The sequence below is a fragment of the Pseudonocardia bannensis genome, assembly GCF_012911875.1.
GTDB classification, from domain to species: Bacteria; Actinomycetota; Actinomycetes; order Mycobacteriales; family Pseudonocardiaceae; genus Pseudonocardia; species Pseudonocardia bannensis.
On record NZ_JAAXKZ010000122.1, the window covers coordinates 1 to 17,838 of the forward strand.

18 protein-coding genes and 1 pseudogene are annotated in these 17,838 nt (G+C 72.4%); 14 read left to right on the top strand and 5 right to left on the bottom strand.

Going from position 1 to position 17,838, the window contains the following annotated elements; translation table 11 throughout:
* Window positions 1–390: 390 nt before the first annotated feature.
* Window positions 391–2,460 carry an ATP-binding protein gene (locus HF519_RS24215; RefSeq protein ID WP_169415301.1) on the bottom strand — a complete coding sequence of 690 codons (2,070 nt, stop codon included), beginning with the start codon at window positions 2,458–2,460 and terminating at the stop codon, window positions 391–393.
* Between the two features lie 512 nt (window positions 2,461–2,972).
* Between HF519_RS24215 and HF519_RS24220 the strand changes: the two genes are divergently transcribed.
* The 13 genes and pseudogenes from HF519_RS24220 to HF519_RS24275 all read left to right on the top strand — a co-directional run bounded on the left by HF519_RS24220 (window position 2,973) and on the right by HF519_RS24275 (window position 13,209).
* Entirely contained in the window at window positions 2,973–3,872 is a 900-nt protein-coding gene (locus HF519_RS24220; RefSeq protein ID WP_169415302.1) for a sulfurtransferase, read from the top strand.
* Window positions 3,869–4,306 carry a SufE family protein gene (locus HF519_RS24225; RefSeq protein WP_169415303.1) on the top strand — a complete coding sequence of 146 codons (438 nt, stop codon included), beginning with the start codon at window positions 3,869–3,871 and terminating at the stop codon, window positions 4,304–4,306. Before HF519_RS24220 ends, HF519_RS24225 begins: the two co-directional genes overlap by 4 nt.
* A 183-nt stretch (window positions 4,307–4,489) precedes the next feature.
* On the top strand, window positions 4,490–5,407 hold the full coding sequence (locus HF519_RS24230) for a TIGR04222 domain-containing membrane protein (protein ID WP_169415304.1): 918 nt from the start codon (window positions 4,490–4,492) through the stop codon (window positions 5,405–5,407).
* Complete coding sequence (locus HF519_RS24235) at window positions 5,385–6,245, top strand: MbnB/TglH/ChrH family RiPP precursor modification enzyme (RefSeq protein WP_169415305.1); 861 nt, start codon at window positions 5,385–5,387, stop codon at window positions 6,243–6,245. The genes HF519_RS24230 and HF519_RS24235 overlap by 23 nt, the downstream gene beginning before the upstream one ends.
* Window positions 6,242–6,736 (top strand): SCO6045 C-terminal-like domain-containing protein, encoded by a 495-nt coding sequence (locus HF519_RS24240; protein WP_312860315.1) that lies wholly within the window; start codon window positions 6,242–6,244, stop codon window positions 6,734–6,736. Before HF519_RS24235 ends, HF519_RS24240 begins: the two co-directional genes overlap by 4 nt.
* Before the next feature lie 155 nt (window positions 6,737–6,891).
* The gene (locus HF519_RS24245) at window positions 6,892–8,664 is read left to right on the top strand and encodes an acetyl/propionyl/methylcrotonyl-CoA carboxylase subunit alpha (protein WP_169415306.1); all 1,773 of its coding nucleotides are present in this window, start codon (window positions 6,892–6,894) and stop codon (window positions 8,662–8,664) included.
* Window positions 8,665–8,680: 16 nt separating this feature from the next.
* On the top strand, window positions 8,681–9,271 hold the full coding sequence (locus HF519_RS24250) for a GNAT family N-acetyltransferase (RefSeq protein ID WP_246245067.1): 591 nt from the start codon (window positions 8,681–8,683) through the stop codon (window positions 9,269–9,271).
* A gap of 238 nt (window positions 9,272–9,509) precedes the next feature.
* Entirely contained in the window at window positions 9,510–9,980 is a 471-nt protein-coding gene (locus HF519_RS24255; protein ID WP_211170507.1) for a hypothetical protein, read from the top strand.
* 116 nt (window positions 9,981–10,096) lie between these two features.
* Entirely contained in the window at window positions 10,097–10,663 is a 567-nt protein-coding gene (locus HF519_RS24260; protein ID WP_211170508.1) for a DUF3558 domain-containing protein, read from the top strand.
* Between the two features lie 101 nt (window positions 10,664–10,764).
* Window positions 10,765–11,100, top strand: a complete 336-nt coding sequence (locus HF519_RS24265) for a hypothetical protein (protein ID WP_169415308.1) — start codon at window positions 10,765–10,767, stop codon at window positions 11,098–11,100.
* Window positions 11,101–11,120: 20 nt separating this feature from the next.
* A pseudogene (locus HF519_RS33370) lies at window positions 11,121–11,411 on the top strand (PPE domain-containing protein); the annotation flags it as partial.
* Window positions 11,412–12,266: 855 nt separating this feature from the next.
* Window positions 12,267–12,410: a hypothetical protein gene (locus HF519_RS31750; protein ID WP_246245064.1), complete on the top strand. Its 144-nt coding sequence runs from the start codon at window positions 12,267–12,269 to the stop codon at window positions 12,408–12,410.
* Window positions 12,403–13,209, top strand: a complete 807-nt coding sequence (locus HF519_RS24275) for an ESX secretion-associated protein EspG (protein ID WP_169415310.1) — start codon at window positions 12,403–12,405, stop codon at window positions 13,207–13,209. Before HF519_RS31750 ends, HF519_RS24275 begins: the two co-directional genes overlap by 8 nt.
* A 25-nt stretch (window positions 13,210–13,234) precedes the next feature.
* Here HF519_RS24275 and HF519_RS24280 read toward each other — a convergent pair whose 3' ends face one another.
* The 4 genes from HF519_RS24280 to HF519_RS24295 form a co-directional block, all read right to left on the bottom strand.
* Window positions 13,235–15,025 carry a glycerol-3-phosphate dehydrogenase/oxidase gene (locus HF519_RS24280; protein WP_169415311.1) on the bottom strand — a complete coding sequence of 597 codons (1,791 nt, stop codon included), beginning with the start codon at window positions 15,023–15,025 and terminating at the stop codon, window positions 13,235–13,237.
* Between the two features lie 27 nt (window positions 15,026–15,052).
* Window positions 15,053–15,427, bottom strand: coding sequence for a VOC family protein (locus HF519_RS24285; protein ID WP_169415312.1), 375 nt, complete (start codon window positions 15,425–15,427; stop codon window positions 15,053–15,055).
* 22 nt (window positions 15,428–15,449) lie between these two features.
* Window positions 15,450–15,797 (bottom strand): hypothetical protein, encoded by a 348-nt coding sequence (locus HF519_RS24290; RefSeq protein WP_169415313.1) that lies wholly within the window; start codon window positions 15,795–15,797, stop codon window positions 15,450–15,452.
* A gap of 77 nt (window positions 15,798–15,874) precedes the next feature.
* A complete protein-coding gene (locus tag HF519_RS24295; RefSeq protein ID WP_169415314.1) occupies window positions 15,875–17,278 on the bottom strand; it encodes an NAD(P)H-quinone dehydrogenase in 1,404 nt (467 codons plus the stop codon).
* 115 nt (window positions 17,279–17,393) lie between these two features.
* Here HF519_RS24295 and HF519_RS24300 point away from each other — a divergent pair.
* Window positions 17,394–17,838: gamma-glutamylcyclotransferase family protein (locus HF519_RS24300; RefSeq protein WP_169415315.1), on the top strand; the 445-nt coding region annotated here is incomplete at its 3' end.

Sequence of the window (17,838 nt, forward strand, 5' to 3'; positions counted from 1 at the left end):
CAGATGCGATCCACAGGCTCTCCCGTCTCCGGATAATTCTCGTAGACGGCCTCGCTGTCGTTGCCCTACACGGCGATCGATTTCGCGGTTCCCAATTCAGCAGTCGTGGCCGTCGTGGAGCGCCGGGTGGCCAAGCCGTCCGAGCCATCAGCGGCACCACCGCGTCAGCCATACCCCGCGCCCCTGGGCCTCACGGCCATACGCACTGGCCAGTTCAACCCGGGACGGAACCGTAGGACCACCGCGTGAACCACGCCCGGGGTCTCCCGGGCGAACTCCCCCAGCAGCCAGTCGAGCTGCCCTGTCACCGGGCTCACGAGCCCTCCTCATCGACGATCGTCGACCGCTGTCGCGGTGCTGCTGTGCCCGACGGCGAGCTCGCAGGCTCGCTCACGGCTGCTTGTTCTCCTCGGGGGCGGCGGGCTCGCCGTCCGCCTCCGGGTCCACGAGCGCCCGGGCGGCCTGCCGGTGCGCCTGGTAGCGCGACAGTGCCGTGGCCGCCTCGGTGCTGGGCGGCTGGGCCGCGACCGGGGCCGACTCGGGCTCCGGCTGTCGCAGTTCCGGAGCCAGGTGCGACTGCGGTACCCGCCGGCGCAGCCCGAAGCCGCCGGGTGCGGACACCGACGGACGCGGCGAGGGCGGGTCGTGGGGCCGGGGCTGCGGCCGGGGCACCGGCCGGGCCTCTGATCGCGGCCGGGGGATGGAGTGCCGGGACGGCGGTTGCTCGCCCGACCGGGCCACGGGTGCCGTCTCCGCCGGGCCGGCGGGACCCCCGTTCCCCGGGCGGGCGGCCGGGGTCCCGTCGGCGGACCCGAGGGGGGCCGCAGGTGCGGGGCCCGGGCCACCGGGCACCGGGCCGGGCCCACTGTGGCCGTCGGCGGACGGATTCCACCAGCCTGTCCAGTCGTTGCCCGCGTCGCCCGGCAGCTCGCTCTCCCCTGCGGGCGGTGAGGCCTGCGACGACATCCACGTCGCTCCCGCGGCCGGCTCCGGGCGCGGCATCGTCGCGGTCGGTGCCGCGGACCCGCCGTTGCCGGCTGCGGCACCGGCCCACCCCGGCTCCGACGTCGTCACCCGGGCCGGCGCGCCCGGAGCAGCTGCGTGCGTGCCCCGGCCCACCGCACCCGCCGGACGCACGGCCGGTACCGGGACCGGCGCGGTGGCCGCCATCGCCGCGATCGGCTCGGCGTGGCCCGCGGTGAACAGGGCAGCCGGCAGGACGACGACCGCGGTGACACCGGACCCCGGGGTCGCGGTGAGCGAGACCTTGATGCCGTGTCGGACGGCCAGCCGGGCCACGACGTGGAAGCCGAGGCGTTGCGAGACCGCGAGGTCCACCTCGGGCGGCTGCGACAGCAGCTCGTTGGCCTCGGCCATGTCCCCGGCCGGCATGCCGACGCCCCAGTCCTCGACCGTCAGCAGCTGCCCGCCCTCGTCCTGCGGGTTCGGCCGGGCACGGATCGTCACGGCGGTCTCGGGCGGGGAGAAGCGCACGGCGTTCTCGGTCAGCTCGGCAAGCAGGTGGGTCAGGTCGGCGACGGTGTGCCCGGCGACCGCCGCCCGGTCGTCGACCGCGTACACGACCCGATCGAGGTCCTCGGTCTCCGCGATCGCCGCGCGGATCACGTCCCGCAGCGGAACCGGGGCGGACCAGGTTCGCGGGGGCTGCTCACCGGCGAGCACGAGCAGGCTCTCGGCGTTGCGCCGGACCCGGGTGGCGAGGTGGTCGAGCCGGAACAACTCGGCCAGCGCGTCGGGGTCCTGCTCCTTCTCCTCGAGCTGGTTGATGATGTCCAGCTGCCGGTAGAGCATGCTCTGGTTCCGCCGGGCGAGGTTGACCAGCATCTCGGAGGCGAACCGGCGCCGCCCGATCTCCGCGTCGGCGGTGATCAGCTGCTTGCCCAGCGCCTCCTTCTCGGTCTGCTCGTCCTCGGTGATCCGCCAGAAGATCACCACCCCGACACAGGCCGCGAACACGCCCAGGCCGTGGATCAACGACCACAGCCACGGATTCGCCTGTCCCGCAGGGTGCGAGAAGATCAGTCCGCCGAACCAGACGGTTCCGATGCCGTGGCTGAACACCGTGAAGACGACGTTCCACAGGAACGGCACCCAGTCCTGGTAGAGCGCGATGAAGCCGATGATGATGAAGAAGTGGAAGTGCGCCTCGATGGTGCCTTCGGTGAGGCCGACCAGCGCCGCGGAGCAGTAGACCAGGCCGCCGGTGACGAAGAACGAGGCCAGACGCCGGTGCGGGATCAGGTGACCGAGGACGACGGCGAGAACCGGACCGATCAGCGTGAGACCGACCGCCAACGCCGGACGGCCGAGGTACAGCCCGAGCGCCAGCATCCCGGGCACGTGCAGGAGGACCACCCATTCGAGCAGGTGGTGCCGCCGTTGCCACGCCTTCCCGTCCAGCGTGTTGCCGCGCGGCAGGTATTCGAGCAGTCCGTGCATCGCCCGGCCACCACCCTCTCGTCCCCAGACATCGAGCCGATGGCGCGACACCACGGATCAGCACCGAGTGCTTCCGTCACGTCTGCGCGATCCGACCCCTTCGTGATCGACCGAAACATACACAGAGCGTGATTTCGGGCCGCCTCGATCGGACCAACAAGTCGCGAGTCTCCCGCCGTTCAGCGATAGATGATCACCGTTCGTCAGCATTTTCCCGGGTCCATCCACAATGGACGGCTCAACCCGGTGCATTCGTGAGTGACTTGCGTCGCTCGATCCGGCCACCGGCCCACCACTCGTCGCCGGCGACCGGCCGATCGGCGCTCGACGGCGGGAGCCGCCGATCGGTCGGTCCCGCCGGACGCCGCGGTAACGCCGCCGGGGCGGGAGCGACCAGGGCCCGCACCGGGTCCCCGCCCACGACCCGCCTACCGTCCTCCCCGGCACGCGAGCCGGCCACCATCGGCCTGACCTCCCACGCAGCTCCGGGCGCGCGACTAGTCTCTGCAGGTATGGCACTGCCCAACGACACCGACCCGAAGCTGGCCGAGTACGCCCACCCCGAGCGCCTGGTGACCACCGAGTGGCTCGCGCAGAACCTGGGCGCGGACGGCCTCGTCGTCGTCGAGTCCGACGAGGACGTCCTGCTCTACGACACCGGGCACATCCCGGGCGCGGTCAAGGTCGACTGGCACACCGAGCTCAACGACCCGGTGACCCGCGACTACGTCGACGGCGCGCGCTTCGCCGAGATCCTCGGAGAGCGCGGCATCGGCCGCGACACCACCGTCGTCATCTACGGCGACAAGAACAACTGGTGGGCCGCGTACGCGCTGTGGGTGTTCAGCCTGTTCGGCCACCCGGACGTGCGTCTGCTCGACGGTGGCCGGGCCAAGTGGGTGGCCGAGGGCCGGGAGATGACCACCGAGGCGCCGAAGCCCGAGGCCGTCGACTACCCGGTGGTCGAGCGCGACGACAGCACGATCCGGGCGTTCAGGGACGACGTGCTGGCACACCTGGGCCAGCCGATGGTCGACGTGCGCTCCCCCGGTGAGTACTCCGGCGAGCTGCTGCACATGCCCGACTACCCGCAGGAGGGCGCCGTCCGCGGCGGCCACATCCCGGGAGCGGCGAGCGTGCCGTGGGCCCGCGCGGCGGCCGAGGACGCGACGTTCCGGTCGCGGGCGGAGCTGGAGGCCATCTACCAGCAGGAGCAGGGCTTGTCGCCCGACGACAAGGTGGTCGCCTACTGCCGGATCGGCGAGCGCTCGAGCCACACCTGGTTCGTGCTGACCCACCTGCTCGGTTTCGAGAACGTCCGCAACTACGACGGCAGCTGGACCGAGTGGGGCAACACCGTCGGGGTTCCCATCGTGACGGGCCCCGAGCGCGGGGAGGCGCCCGCCCGATGAGCCTTCCGCCGCGGCTGGCCGAGCTGGTCGACGACTTCTCCGACGTCGGCCCGAAGGACCGGCTCCAACTGCTGCTCGAGCTCTCGCAGGAGCTGCCCGAGCTGCCGCGCCGCTATGCCGACGCCGCGGACTCGATGGAGCAGGTGCACGAGTGCCAGTCGCCGCTGTTCCTGGCGGTGGAGGTCGACGATGACGCCGACCGCAAGGTGCGCCTGTTCTTCTCCGCACCGCCGGAGGCGCCCACGACCCGCGGGTTCGCCTCGATCATGCACACCGGCCTGGACGGCGAACCCGCCGCCGACGTGCTGGCCGTCCCGGACGACTTCTACACCGCACTCGGGCTCGCCCAGGCGGTGAGCCCGCTGCGGCTGCGCGGGATGGCCGCGATGCTCGCACGGATCAAGAACCAGGTCCGCGCGGCCACCGCGGCCTGAGCGGCCGTCACCGCCTTCAGCCGACGGGATCTCAGCAGGCCCGCACACCGACGGTGTGCGGGCCTGCACGGTTCGTCACCGTGAGGCCGGCGAACCTCAAGTCCTGGTGAAGAACGTTCCCTCGTAAGCAGCTGCTCTCCACACTGTGAGCTGTCTCATGAGGACGGCTCAAGGGGTGTTCAGATGAGCTCACTCGCAGCGACAGGTGACACCTGGGGGATCAGCGGACCGACCTTCCTGATGGTCTACTCGGTCATCGCGGCGGCGGTCTGGGTGGCGGCGACACGCGCCCGGCGGGCGATCGCCGATCGGCAGCCCGACCGGCCGCTGGAGGAGGTCACCGCCCACCCGCACGACGTGGCCTACCTCAATTCCGGCTCCGACCTGGCCGTCTACTCGGCCCTGAGCGCCATGCGGCTGCACGGCACCATCGTCACGGCCGGCCGGGGCACCGTGCAGGCGGCCGGCCGCATCGACCGCTCCGCCGAGGAACTCGAGCGGGCGATCCACTTCACGGCGGCCGTGCCCATGCCGCGGTACCGCCTGCGGTTCCACCGCGCCGTGGTCACGGCGCTGGAGGGGATCGAGCAACGCCTCGTCGAGGGTGGGCTCCTGCTCAGCGCCGACCAGCGCCGCGCGGTCCGCCAGGTCGGGTTCTGGATGCTCGCCGTGGCCGGCCTGGGCCTGATCCGCCTGCTCGCCGGGGTGGCCGACGCCCGACCGGTGGGATGGCTGCTGGTGGCCCTGCTGGTCGTCGCCGTGGTGGCGGCGGTGCACCTTTCCCGGGCCCCGCGACGCACCCCGCTCGGCGACACGACGCTGGAGCGGCTGCGCGACGAGCACCACGCCCTGGCCCCCGCAATGAAGCCGGACTGGGCGGCCTACGGCGCGACCGGCGCCGCGCTCGGGGTCGGCGTGTTCGGAATGAGCGCGCTGTGGGCGTCCGACCCCGTGTTCGCCGACGAGTTGGCCGCGCAGAAACTGGCCACCGCGGGCGGCGCCGGCGGCAGCTACGGCGGCGACACCGGCAGCAGCTCCGACGGCGCCGGCAGCGGCTGCGGAGGTGGCGGGGGTTGCGGTGGCGGCGGCTGCGGCGGCTGAGCCGAGCGGCCCCCCGGCCCGCCCCGGACAGATCGGACCCGGAATCGGGTGGCGCCCGGAGATCTCCGGGCTGATCGCAGACCTGCCCGAACTGCGGTTCTGCGAGGTCATCGCGGAATCGCTCGCTCCCGCAGTTCCGCCTCGAGGGGTGGCGGAGCTGCGGGAGCGAGGCCTTCCCGTCATCCCGCACGGGGTTCGGCTGTCCCTCGGCGGCGCCGAACCGGTCGAGCCCCAGCGGGTCACCCACCTCGCGGCCTGCGCCGCTGCGCTGGACGCTCCGCTGGTCAGCGAGCACGTCGCGTTCGTCCGGGCCGGGGGCCACGACGCCGGGCACCTGCTGCCGGTGCCCCGGACCAGGGAGGCGCTCGACGTGCTGAGCGCGAACGTGCGGCGGCTGCAGGCCGAACTGGACGTACCGCTCGCCCTCGAGCCGATCGCCGCCCTGTTCGACTGGCCCGACGACGAGTACTCCGAGCCGGAGTTCCTGACCGAGCTGATGGAGCGCACCGACACCCTGCTCCTGCTCGACGTGGCGAACGTGTACGCGAACGCACGCAATCGCGGCACCGACCCGGTCACCGTGCTCGACGCGCTGCCTCTGGAACGGGTGGCGTACGTCCACGTGGCCGGTGGGGCCGACCACGACGGGCTCTACCACGACACACACACCGATGCGGTACCGCCCGGCGTGCTCAGGCTGCTCGAGGAGCTGCGCGACCGGCACCCGCCACCTGCGGTGATGCTGGAGCGCGACGGCCGGTACCCGCCGGGTGCCGAGCTGCGGGCCGAGCTGGGCGCCGTCGCGCGGTCGGCGGGCTTCGAGTGGAGCGCATCGTGAGCCGGTTGTGGCTGGAACCGGAGAGCCCGCCGCCCACCCCGGCGGAGCGCACCGGGCTGGCCGCCCGGCAGGCCGAGCTGGTCGCCGCCCTGGTCGCCGGTGGACCGCTGCCGGGGGGTTTCGACCCGGGGCGGCTCGCCGCCACCCGGCGGGCGCTGCTGCGCAAGCGCGCCGGGCAGGCCGCGCAGGTGTGGCCGCTGCTGGCTGCGTCGGTCGGCCAGGCGTGGCCGGACAGCTTCGCCGCGCATGCCGGAGGTCGTCCGCCGGCCGGTGCGCTGCGCGACGGTTGGGACGTGGCGCGGGCGCTGCGCGCCGCCGGGGTACTGGGCGCGGGCGGCGCGGAGGAGCTCGCGGGGCGCGAGGTGGGCTGGTACTACGACGGGGTGCGTCCGCCGCGCCGGCGCCGGCTGCCCGCCGTCCGGCGGGCGGGAGCGGCGCTGTTCGTGCAGGTGGCCGGCCGCACCCTGCGCTGGGCCGGGCGACGCGCCTGACCCCGCCCCGATCGGGTGACCTCCGGCCGTCCGGCCGGGAAACCGTCACCTACACCACAACGCCTCACATCAGGTGGACGCAGCGGGACTCCTAGACTCCGCGGTAACCACTGCGCCGGCGCACGGACCCGGCCCAGGACCACGAGGAGGCCGAAGTGCCGAAGCTGCGCAAAGTTCTCGTCGCCAACCGCGGGGAGATCGCCGTCCGGGTGATCCGAGCCGCCAAGGACGCGGGACTTGGCAGCGTCGCGGTCTACGCCGACCCCGACCGGGACGCGCTGTTCGTCCGGCTCGCCGACGAGGCCTTCGCCCTCGGCGGCAACACCGCCGCCGAGTCCTACCTCGACTTCGGCAAGGTCATCGACGCCGCGAAGCAGGCCGGCGCGGACGCGATCCACCCCGGCTACGGATTCCTGTCGGAGAACGCCGACTTCGCCCAGGCCGTGATCGACGCCGACCTGACCTGGATCGGCCCGACCCCGCAGGCCATCCGCGACCTCGGTGACAAGGTCACCGCACGGCACATCGCGATGCGCGCCGGCGCCCCCCTGGTGCCCGGCACCCCCGACCCGGTGGCCGACACCGACGAGGTCGTGAAGTTCGCCGAGGAGCACGGGCTACCCGTGGCGATCAAGGCGGCGTTCGGCGGCGGCGGGCGCGGGATGAAGGTGGCCCGCGAGCTCAAGGAGATCCCCGAGCTGTTCGACTCCGCGGTGCGCGAGGCGACGGCGGCGTTCGGCCGCGGTGAGTGCTTCGTGGAGCGCTACCTGGACAAGCCGCGCCACGTCGAGGCCCAGGTGCTCGCCGACACGCACGGCAACGTCATCGTCGTCGGCACCCGCGACTGCTCGCTGCAGCGCCGGTTCCAGAAGCTGGTGGAGGAGGCGCCCGCGCCGTTCCTGTCCGACGAGCAGCGCAAGACCATCCACGACGCGTCGAAGGCCATCTGCAAGGAGGCCGGCTACCACGGCGCCGGCACGGTGGAGTTCCTCGTCGCCCAGGACGGCCTGATCTCCTTCCTGGAGGTCAACACCCGGCTGCAGGTCGAGCACCCCGTCTCTGAGGAGACCTCCGGGCTGGACCTGGTGCGCGAGCAGTTCCGGATCGCCGAGGGCGAGGTGCTCAACCTGCTCGAGGACCCGGAGCCGCGCGGGCACTCGATCGAGTTCCGCATCAACGGCGAGGACGCCGGCCGCAACTTCCTGCCGGCGCCGGGCACCGTCACCTCCATCGCCTACCCGGCAGGCCCGGGCGTGCGGGTGGACGCGGGCGTCGAGGCCGGTTCGGTCATCGGCGGCCAGTTCGACTCGCTGCTGGCCAAGCTCATCGTGACCGGCTCGGACCGCGCGCAGGCCCTCGAGCGCTCACGGCGGGCGCTGGCCGAGTTCCAGGTGGAGGGCATGGCCACCGTGCTGCCGTTCCACCGCATCGTCGTCGACGACCCGGCGTTCGCGGCCACCGAGGAGAAGGACTTCACCGTTCACACCCGGTGGATCGAGACCGAGTGGGACAACACCGTCGAGCCGTTCACCGGCGGCGAGGGTGCCGAGTCCGACGAGTCGCCCCGCCAGACCGTCGTCGTCGAGGTCGGCGGCCGCCGGCTCGAGGTGTCGCTGCCCGGGGATCTGGCGCTCGGCGGTGGCGGCTCGGCCGGCGCGGCCAAGGCCCCGCCGCGCAAGCGCGGTGGCGGCAAGGGCGGCGCCAAGGTGTCGGGCGACTCCGTGACCGCGCCGATGCAGGGCACGATCATCAAGGTCGCGGTGTCCGACGGTGACACCGTGTCGGCGGGCGACCTCATCGTGGTCCTCGAAGCCATGAAGATGGAGAACCCGGTCACCGCGCACAAGGACGGCACGATCACCAGCCTGTCCGCCGAGAGCGGCAGCTCGGTGTCGCAGGGCACCGTCATCTGCGAGATCAAGGACTGACCCTCCGTGGGTGGCGATGGCGGCCCCCGCCGCTGTCGCCACCCACGAGGGCGGAACGCCCATGGAACCCGTCGAGATCAACGCCGGAACGTGGTACTTGCGCGCGATGCGCGTCGACGACCGGATCGACGACCGGCACGCCGTGCTGGCATCGTGCCTGGACCCGGAGATCCTCCGCTGGCGCCGGCGCCCGGAGCCGACCCTCGAGGCCGTCGGCGCGCACATCGCCGAGTGCACCGAGGGCTGGGCAGCAGAGACCCGCTGTTCCTGGGCGGTGTGTGAGCCGACGACCGGGGAGATGCTCGGCGAGGTCAGCCTCGCCGGGCTGGACCTGAACGTGGGCACCGCCGACGTGACCTGCTGGGCGCTGCCGCACGCGCGGAGCCGGGGCATGACCACCGCCGCGGTGTCGAGCGTGGTGCGGTTCGGCTTCGGCGGGCTCGGACTGCACCGGGTGACCTACGCCTGGGCCGAGGGCAACGAGGCCTCCGCCCGCGTCGGCGCAAAGTGCGGGTTCACCATCGAGGGCCGGCAGCGTTCGGCGTGGGTCGTCGACGGTAAGCGGGTCGACGTGGTGCTCGCCGGCCGGCTGGCCGGTGACCGCTGATCACGCCATTGACGGCGGCGGCATGTCCGCTTAACGTCGTTTCGCCAGGTTATTCCACGGCGACCGCACCGTGCTGAACAAGTGCATAGCGGACAGCAGTGATGTACCCGTGTGACCATCCACGGGGCCCGGTTACTTCCGCCACGCGGACAGAGACCGCGCCGCGGATCCGTTCGCCACGCAGGCCCAGCCGCGCCGCGAACACGTCCACCGTCACAACGGCGACCCAGGATCCGTCATGCCCCCCGACACCCTGTACGTGACCAGCCACATCCACGTCGACGGGCCGATCCCCGGCCCACACTCCCTCCTCACCCTCGCCTCGGCCGCGCACAACGCGGACGGGGCCCTGCTCACCACGTTCACGGCCAACCTGCGTGAACTGCCCGGCGCCACCCTGCACCCGATCGCGCTGCAATCCTGGCGAGGTCGGGCCGAGGACTGGCTCACCACCCGCCGGGCGACCCGCCCACCCGCCATCGCGATGACCGCCTACGCCCGTTGGGTCTCCCAGCTTCCCGGGCAGCCGGTGTTCATCGCCGACCCCGAAGCGCAGGACTACCTGTTCCTGTACTGGTACCTCCAGCGCTTCACCGGGCAGTGGCCCTTCGCCCGGACCAGCACGGACCCCGATGTTCGGGATCGCATCCCGTACACACCCGTGTGCACCCTGACCGGCTGCCGAGCACCGCTCGCGCAGACCAGCTGACGGGCAAGCCCCCGCCGAACCGGACTGCAGCCGGTTCGCCGGGGGCTTTCCCGTGGCGGTGCAATCGCGTCACCGGCGGTGTCCGCTCCGCTACCGTTCGGCCGGTGCGCCGGGTTGTGGTGATCGCCGTCCTGCTGGCCGTCGTGTCGGGGTGTGCGACGGCGGGCCCGGGTACGGCGGCACCTGTCTCCACCTCGGCCGAGCCCAGCGAGATCGCGCTGCCGCCGCGGCCGCGGGAGGTGCGGATCGACGGCATCGATCCCTGCAGCCTGCTCACCGCCGACCAGCGGGCGGAGCTGGGGTTGGACGGGCGCCCGGTCGCGTACACGAGCGCAAATGGCCTGTTCGGTGAAGCTTCGTCGTGCTCAATTCGCGGAACCGAACCGCGAGAGGTCTCCGTCGGCCTGTCGGTGGTGACCGACCGAGGCATCGAGATCATCACGTCGTCCGGCGGCGTGACCGACGAGCTGACCGGGATCACCGTGGCGGGCTTCCCGGCGGTTCTGGCTCGACCCACTCGACTCCGGGACTTCTGCAGCGTTGAGATTGATGTCGCCGCCGGGCAATTGCTCGATATCCAGTTCGCCCAGGGCACCCGCGGTCAGCCCATCCCGCAGGACCATCTCTGCCGTGACGCTCAACGGGTCGCCGAGGCCGCGATCGCCTCATTGCTCACCCGCTGACGTTCACCATCGCGAAGCGTTTCACCGAACGGATCTGCCAAAGACGACCTCTGTCATAGCGTCCGGCGCGACCGCCCACTCCTGCCGCGTCAGGGGGAACCTTGAGCTACCGCCCGCAGGCCGTACTGCACCTCGAACTACACATGCTCCCCGCGCTGCGCCAGGCGTTCGAGGAAGCGATCACGCAGCTCAGCCCACAGCTACTCAACCTGCGGAACCAGGCCCGGATACCCCAGCCGTGGCTGGGTGACGAGGTGAGCGCCGGTAGCGCCGCCTTCTACCACGAGCACATCGTCGACGGTCCCCAGTCGGCCCTGAATGCATTGCTTACATACGAGGCCGAGCTGGTCAAGGTCCGCGACAATCTGAAACAGATGGAGGACGACTACCGGCGCGTCGAGGGTGAGAACGCCGCGCGGTGGGGACGGCAAGCGTGAGTGGCGTCCGCTGGCGTGGCATGAGCCACGAGCAGATCTACCAACAGGTGCAGGACGGCCCGGGGGCGGCGGCATCGACGGCGGCGGAGACCGGGTGGCAGCGGATCGAGCAGACGATCCGCGCCATCGACACCGCACTGTCGAAGGCGATCGCGAGCATCGGCGGCGGCTGGGAGGGCCAGGCTGCCGAAGCGACCGCCAACGGTTTGACCCCGCTGGGCGCCTGGGCGACCGCCAGCGCCGAGGATGCATGGGTTACGGCACGCGGGCTGTCCAATCAAGCGGCACAGGCCGCCGAGCTGCGTACGAAGATGCCACCGCCGAGTCATCCGCGGCTGCCGGAGGAACCGCCGCCGAGCCTGAACGACCCGGGCATCGATCCCTATGTCCTCGACGACTGGGCAGCAGCCGACACCCAGCGCGACAACGATGCGTCGCGCGCCGTCGAGTTGATGGAGGGCTACGCGGACAACACGAGAAACAACAACTGGTACTTCGTTACATGGAGCGCCCCACCGGAGGTGACGGTGCAGGCAGCCGTTGCGGGTGGATCAGCAGCCGGCGGGACCTGGTCTGCCGGCAGCGCGTTCGCCGGCGGCAGCGAGCCGGCATGGATCGGCGGGGCAGCGGGGCCGGCCTCGACAGCTGGAGGATCGACGGGCGCCGTCACCGCACCTGGGGGCGTCCCGGTAGCTGGGGGCGTCCCGGTAGCTGGGTCGGGCTCGGTCGGTGTCGGGCCGAGTTCCGGCACCCCCGTCGCCGGAGTGGCTCCCAGTCCAGTGGCCCCACTCGCGGCACGGGTCGGCGGTCCGGTGGTAGAGAGGGCGAGGCCTCCCGGCAACACCCGGCCGAGGAGTTCGCTCGACCTGCCGGACCATGCCGCTCGGGGCATCGCCGGCTCGTTCCTACCGGTGACGTCCGGCGAACCGGCTGGTCGGACATCCGCCGAGCTGACCCGTAACCTGCCGGCTGAGGGCACCCGCTCCCGCCCCGTGGGTACGCCCGGTGAGCCCATCCGAGGTCTACCAGAGCGAGCCATCCGGCCCGGGCAGGGGGCGACATTCGAGGCCTTCCCTTCCGCGGGAGGCACCCCCACCGCCACCGAGCCCGCGGCACGCACCGGCGGCGCTCGGCCGTCCCCGCAACACCCCGGTCTGATGCAGCCCATGACCACCGGGATCGCGGGTTCCCCGGCCCAGGAGCACCGCCGCCCCGACTATCTGATCGAGGACGGCGACGTCTTCACCGACGACCGCTGGTTCACCCCTCCGGTGATCGGCGCCGAGGACCCGGAGGGCCGCCGTGCGTGAGTCGCTGTTCCCGGCCGCCACTGCCGGCCCCACCCATCGCCGGGTGCTGACGGCCGTCGAGTTCGACGTGCTGTGGGAACGCCTCGGTCTCGGGCCGACCCCCGTCGTGCTGCGCTTGGCCTCGCCGGGTCGCACCCACGGCGAGCGCGCCCAGATCGTCGCGGCCGGGCTGCAGGCGCTGCGCCGGCGCGGGCTGACCGACGCCTCCGGTCCTGATCCGGAGCTGGCCCGGCTTCTCACGGTGCTCGCCCGGCCCGCCCGGCAACTGGAGCTGCGCGCCTGGCTCGGTCGCAGTGTGCGCGCTGTCGCGGCGGGCGACCTCGACTTGGCCGTCCTGGCCGTCCGGCAGGACTCCACGGTCACGCTCGAGACGTGCGGTTCGCTCCCGGCCGGGGTACTGGGTGTCCTCCCCACCGCGGTTCCCGGCCCGGGACGGGCGAGCACCGTCCCGACGCAGGTCCTCGCCGAGGCCCTCGCCCACCCCGGCGATCTGCGCCAGGCGCTCATCGCACGTGCCGTCCCCGCCGCGGATGCGACGCTGCTGGCCCGGATGCTGCACGACGGGGGCCGGCGTAGCCAGCTCACCGCGCTCGTGACCGACCGGTGGGAAGTCCCGCGGCGGTTGTCCCGGGTCCTCACCGTGCTCGACGGGCCACGCGGGCGCCATCTGCTCACCCGCAGCACCGCCGACGACGGCACCGACTGGACCACGATCGGGCCGACCGACGAGCGACGGTTGCGGCACCGTGTCGACGAGCTACTCAGCGAGGCCGCCACGGCCGCCGAGCAGGCCGCCTGACCGGCGGCGGGAAGGCGGCCCGAAGTCAGGCGCTGGACTCGAGGATGAGCCGGCGGGCCTCCGGGGCGGCGATCCGGCGGGCGTCGGCGGCCGCGTCGTCGGGCAGCTCCTGTGACTCGCGCTCGGCCTGCACCCGCGCGGTGTAGATCTCGACCTCGCGATCGATCATCTCGGAGTCCCAGCCGAGCACGTCGGCCATCAGCTCCGCGACCGGCCGCGCGCAGTCCACTCCACGGTGCGGGTACTCGATCGAGATGCGGGTCCGGCGCGTGAGTACGTCCTCCAGGTGCAACGCACCCTCATGGCTGACCGCGTGCACCACCTCGACCTGCAGATAGTCCTCCGCGCCGGGCACGGGCTGGAGCAGCTCGCGGCGGTCCTCGGCGACATCGAGGACGTGGTCGAGCAGCGACCCGTAGCGATCCAGCAGGTGCCGGATGCGGTACGGATGCAGGCCGTACCGGGTGCCGATCTGCTCGCACTGGTTGATCAGCGCGTGGTAGCCGTCGGCGCCGAGCAGCGGCACCCGCTCGGTCGTCGAGGGTGCGACCCGCGACGGGATGTCGACGGCGGCCGCGTCCACGGCGTCGGCCGCCATCACCCGGTACGTCGTGTACTTGCCCCCGGCGATCGCGACCAGCCCGGGCAAGACCCGCGCGACCGTGTGCTCACGGGACAGCTTCGACGTCGCCTCGTCGTCCCCGGCCAGCAGTGGGCGCAACCCCGCGTAGACACCCTCGATGTCGTCGTACGTCAGCGGCGTCGCGAGCACCCGGTTGACGTGTTCGAGCACGTAGTCGACGTCCTTGCGGGTCGCGGCGGGGTGCGCGAGGTCGAGGTCCCAGTCGGTGTCGGTGGTGCCGACGATCCAGTGGTTGCGCCACGGGATGACGAACAGCACCGAGGTCTCGGTGCGCAGGATGATCCCGGAGTCGGACACGATCCGGTCCCGGGGGACGACGATGTGGACGCCCTTCGAAGCGCGCACCCGGAACCGGCCGCGCCCCCCGGACATCCGCTGGATCTCGTCGGTCCACACCCCGGTGGAGTTGATCACCACGTGCGCAGCGACGTCGATCTCGTCCCCGGTCTCGCTGTCGCGCACCCGGACCCCGGACACCCGGTCGGCTTCCCGGAGGAAGCCCACGACCTGCGTGGACGTGCGTACGACGGCCCCGTAGTGCGCCGCGGTGCGGGCGACGGTCAGCGTGTGCCGGGCGTCGTCGGCCTGGGCGTCCCAGTACTGCATGCCGCCGACGAGGGCGTCGCGCCGGAGCGCGGGGGACAGCCGCAGGGCGCCGGCGCGCGTGAGCTGCTTGTGGCGGGGCAGCGAGCGCGCGCCGCCCATCGTGTCGTAGAGGGTGAGCCCGGCGGTGACGTACGGCCGCTCCCAGAGCCGGTGAGTCAGCGGGTAGAGGAAGCTCACCGGCTTGACCAGGTGCGGCGCCAGCCGGGTCAACATCAGCTCGCGCTCGTGCAACGCCTCCCGAACCAGCGAGAACTCAAGCTGCTCGAGGTAGCGCAGGCCGCCGTGGAAGAGCTTGGAGCTGCGGCTGGACGTCCCGCTGGCCAGGTCGCGGGCCTCGACCAGCGCGACCGAGAGTCCCCGGGTCGCGGCGTCGAGCGCCGCACCGCTGCCGACGACCCCGCCACCGACGATGACCACGTCGAACTGTTCGTTGCGCAACCGCTCCCAGCTGCGATCCCGTTCCGCCGGTCCCAGCCGCCCCAACACGCCGCCCACACTATCGCCGTCCGCCGGCCAGGCCGGATCGCTGACACGTCCGTGAGCCGACGTGCTGCGCCGGTGACACATGGCCCACCAGCGCGATCGCGTCGTTCCCTACTCCCGGACCAGGCAGAACGGATGTCCCGCCGGGTCGGCGTAGACGCTCCAGCCCCGCGCCCGGTCGACGTCGAGCGGCCGCGCGCCGAGAGCCACGACCTGCGCATGCGCGGCGTCGAGGTCAACCACCCCGATATCGAGGTGGGACTGCTGCGGGTGGGCGGGATCCGGCCAGCGCGGCGGGCGGTGGCCGGCCACCCGCTGGAACGCGAGCACGCCACCCGAGCCCAGGTGCAGCGTCGACCAGTCGTCGTCGAGGGACCACCGCGGGTCGGCCCGGTTCACCTCACCGCCCAGCAGGCCCGCGTAGAACCGGGCGAGGCCGATCGGCTCGGGACAGTCCAGGACGACGCACTGCAGAGCTCCGATCATCCGGCCTGCCTACCACGCAGGACTACGGCGTGACGTCCTTCCGGCCCGCGACGGCCCCGGCGACGCCCGCGATCAGCGTCAACGTCGCGAACACCATGGCGAGCCACCCGAACCCGCCGATCAGCAGCCCGACGCCGGCCGACACCGCTCCCACGGCCAAACCGGTCCGGGCAACGGAGGCGCCGGCGAGCCTGCGAGTCACCAGGCGAGCGGCGCCAGCGGTGAGCAGGATCGCGAGCACCGCGGAGAACGGTGCCAGCAGGGCGGTCGGCGGCAGCACCAGATAGAACGCGTCGTCGGCCAGTTGCGCCCCGACACCGGCGAGCAGCGCGGCAGCGGCGGGGACCCGGGTGGTGGGCGGAGTGGTCATGCCCCCAGCGTCGCCGCCGTGACGGCGTGCCGGATCCGGGATCGCCCGGAGCCCGACCCTGGCCCGATTTCTCCGGCCTAGTCCAGATCGCTGTGCTGCATGAGCTGCCGCGCGGCCTCGGTGATCGACCCGGACAACGACGGGTACACCGAGAACGTGTGCGCGAGATCGTCGACACCGAGCCCGTTCTGCACCGCCATCGCGATCGGCAGGATCAGCTCGCTGGCCACCGGGGCGACGATGACGCCACCGATGACGACGCCGGTGGCCGGGCGGCAGAACAGCTTCACGAAGCCACGCCGCAGGCCGCGCATCTTGGCCCGCGGGTTCGTGGCCAGCGGCAGCATGATGGTGCGGGCAGGCACCTCGCCCGCGTCGATGGCGCGCTGGCTGATCCCGACGGTCGCGATCTCCGGACGGGTGAAGACGTTGGCCGCGACGGTCCGCAGCTTGATGGGCGCGACGCCCTCACCGAGGGCGTGCCACATCGCGATCCGGCCCTGCATCGCGGCGACCGAGGCGAGCATCAGCAGGCCGGTGCAGTCACCGGCTGCGTAGACACCGGGCACGGACGTCCGGGAGACCCGGTCCACCGTGATGAACCCGCCGCGGTCCGTCTCGATCCCGATCTTCTCCAGCCTCAGGTCAGAGGTGTTGGGCACCGAGCCGACCGTCATCAGCGCATGCGAGCCGCGGACCGTCCGTCCGTCGGCCAACGTGACCAGCACCCCGTCCCCGTCACGGACCACCGACTCGGCACGCGCATTGGACAGGATGTTCACCCCGCGCTCGGCGAAGACGTCCTGGAGAACGGCGGCGGCGTCGGCGTCCTCGCCGGGAAGCACCCGGTCCCGGCTCGACACCAGCGTCACCTGGCAGCCGAGCTCGACGTAGGCGGAAACGAACTCTGCCCCGGTCACCCCGGAGCCGACGACGACGAGGTGCTCGGGCAGCGCGGGCAGGTCGTAGAGCTGGCGCCAGGTGAGGATGCGCTCACCGTCCGGCCGGGCCGAGTCGAGCACCCGGGGCGTGGCACCGGTGGCGACCAGGACGACGTCGGCGGGCAGGTCCTCGCGCTCGCCGTTGGCGGGCCGGGCCTCGATCACGTGCGCGGCGCGGGCCGACGGCTCGTCGCTGAACGAGGCGGTACCGGCGATGATCCGCACGCCCTCGCGCTCCAGCCGGGCCCGGACGTCCGCCGACTGGGCGAGCGCGAGGCTCTTGACCCGGCCGTTGACCTTCGGCAGGTCCACCCCCGCGGTGTCGCGGTCGACCAGCACACCGAGGTCCGCGGCGCGGTGCAGATCCACCCGGACCGCCGCGGAGGAGATGAAGGTCTTCGACGGAACGCAGTCGTGGAGCACGCACGCCCCACCCATGCCGTCCTGCTCGATGATCGTCACGTCGCTGCCGTGCTGCGCCGCGACCAGGGCCGCTTCGTAGCCGGCCGGCCCCCCACCCATGATCACGATCCGGGTCACCGCTGCCGTCCCTCCGGTATCGATTCCTCACGATCACCGTACGCGGAGGCGCACCGGCACCCCCGAAGCGAGGTCCGTCGACCGCGCCCCGGCGGCCCGCGACTAGTCTGTGGCGGTGCCGTTGTACGCCGCATACGGATCGAACATGGATCCGGCCCAGATGAAGGAGCGCGCCCCGCACTCGCCGATGGCGGGCACCGGCTGGCTCCAGGGCTGGCGGCTCACCTTCGGAGGCGAGGACTTCGGGTGGGAGGGCGCGCTCTCCACCGTGGTCGAGGACCCGGGCTCGCAGGTGTTCGTCGTGCTCTACGACGTCCCGGATCACGACTCCGCGCAGCTCGACCGCTGGGAGGGTGGCGAACTCGGGCTGCACAAGAAGCTGCGGCTACGGGTGCACACCCTGGAGGGCGACGTGCTCGCCTGGATCTACGTGCTCAACGACTACGAGGGTGGGGTGCCGTCGGCACGCTACCTCGGGGTGATCGCGGACGCCGCCGAGCAGGCGGGCGCCCCCGCCGACTACGTAGCGGCGCTGCGCACCCGCCCGAGCCGCAAGTCCC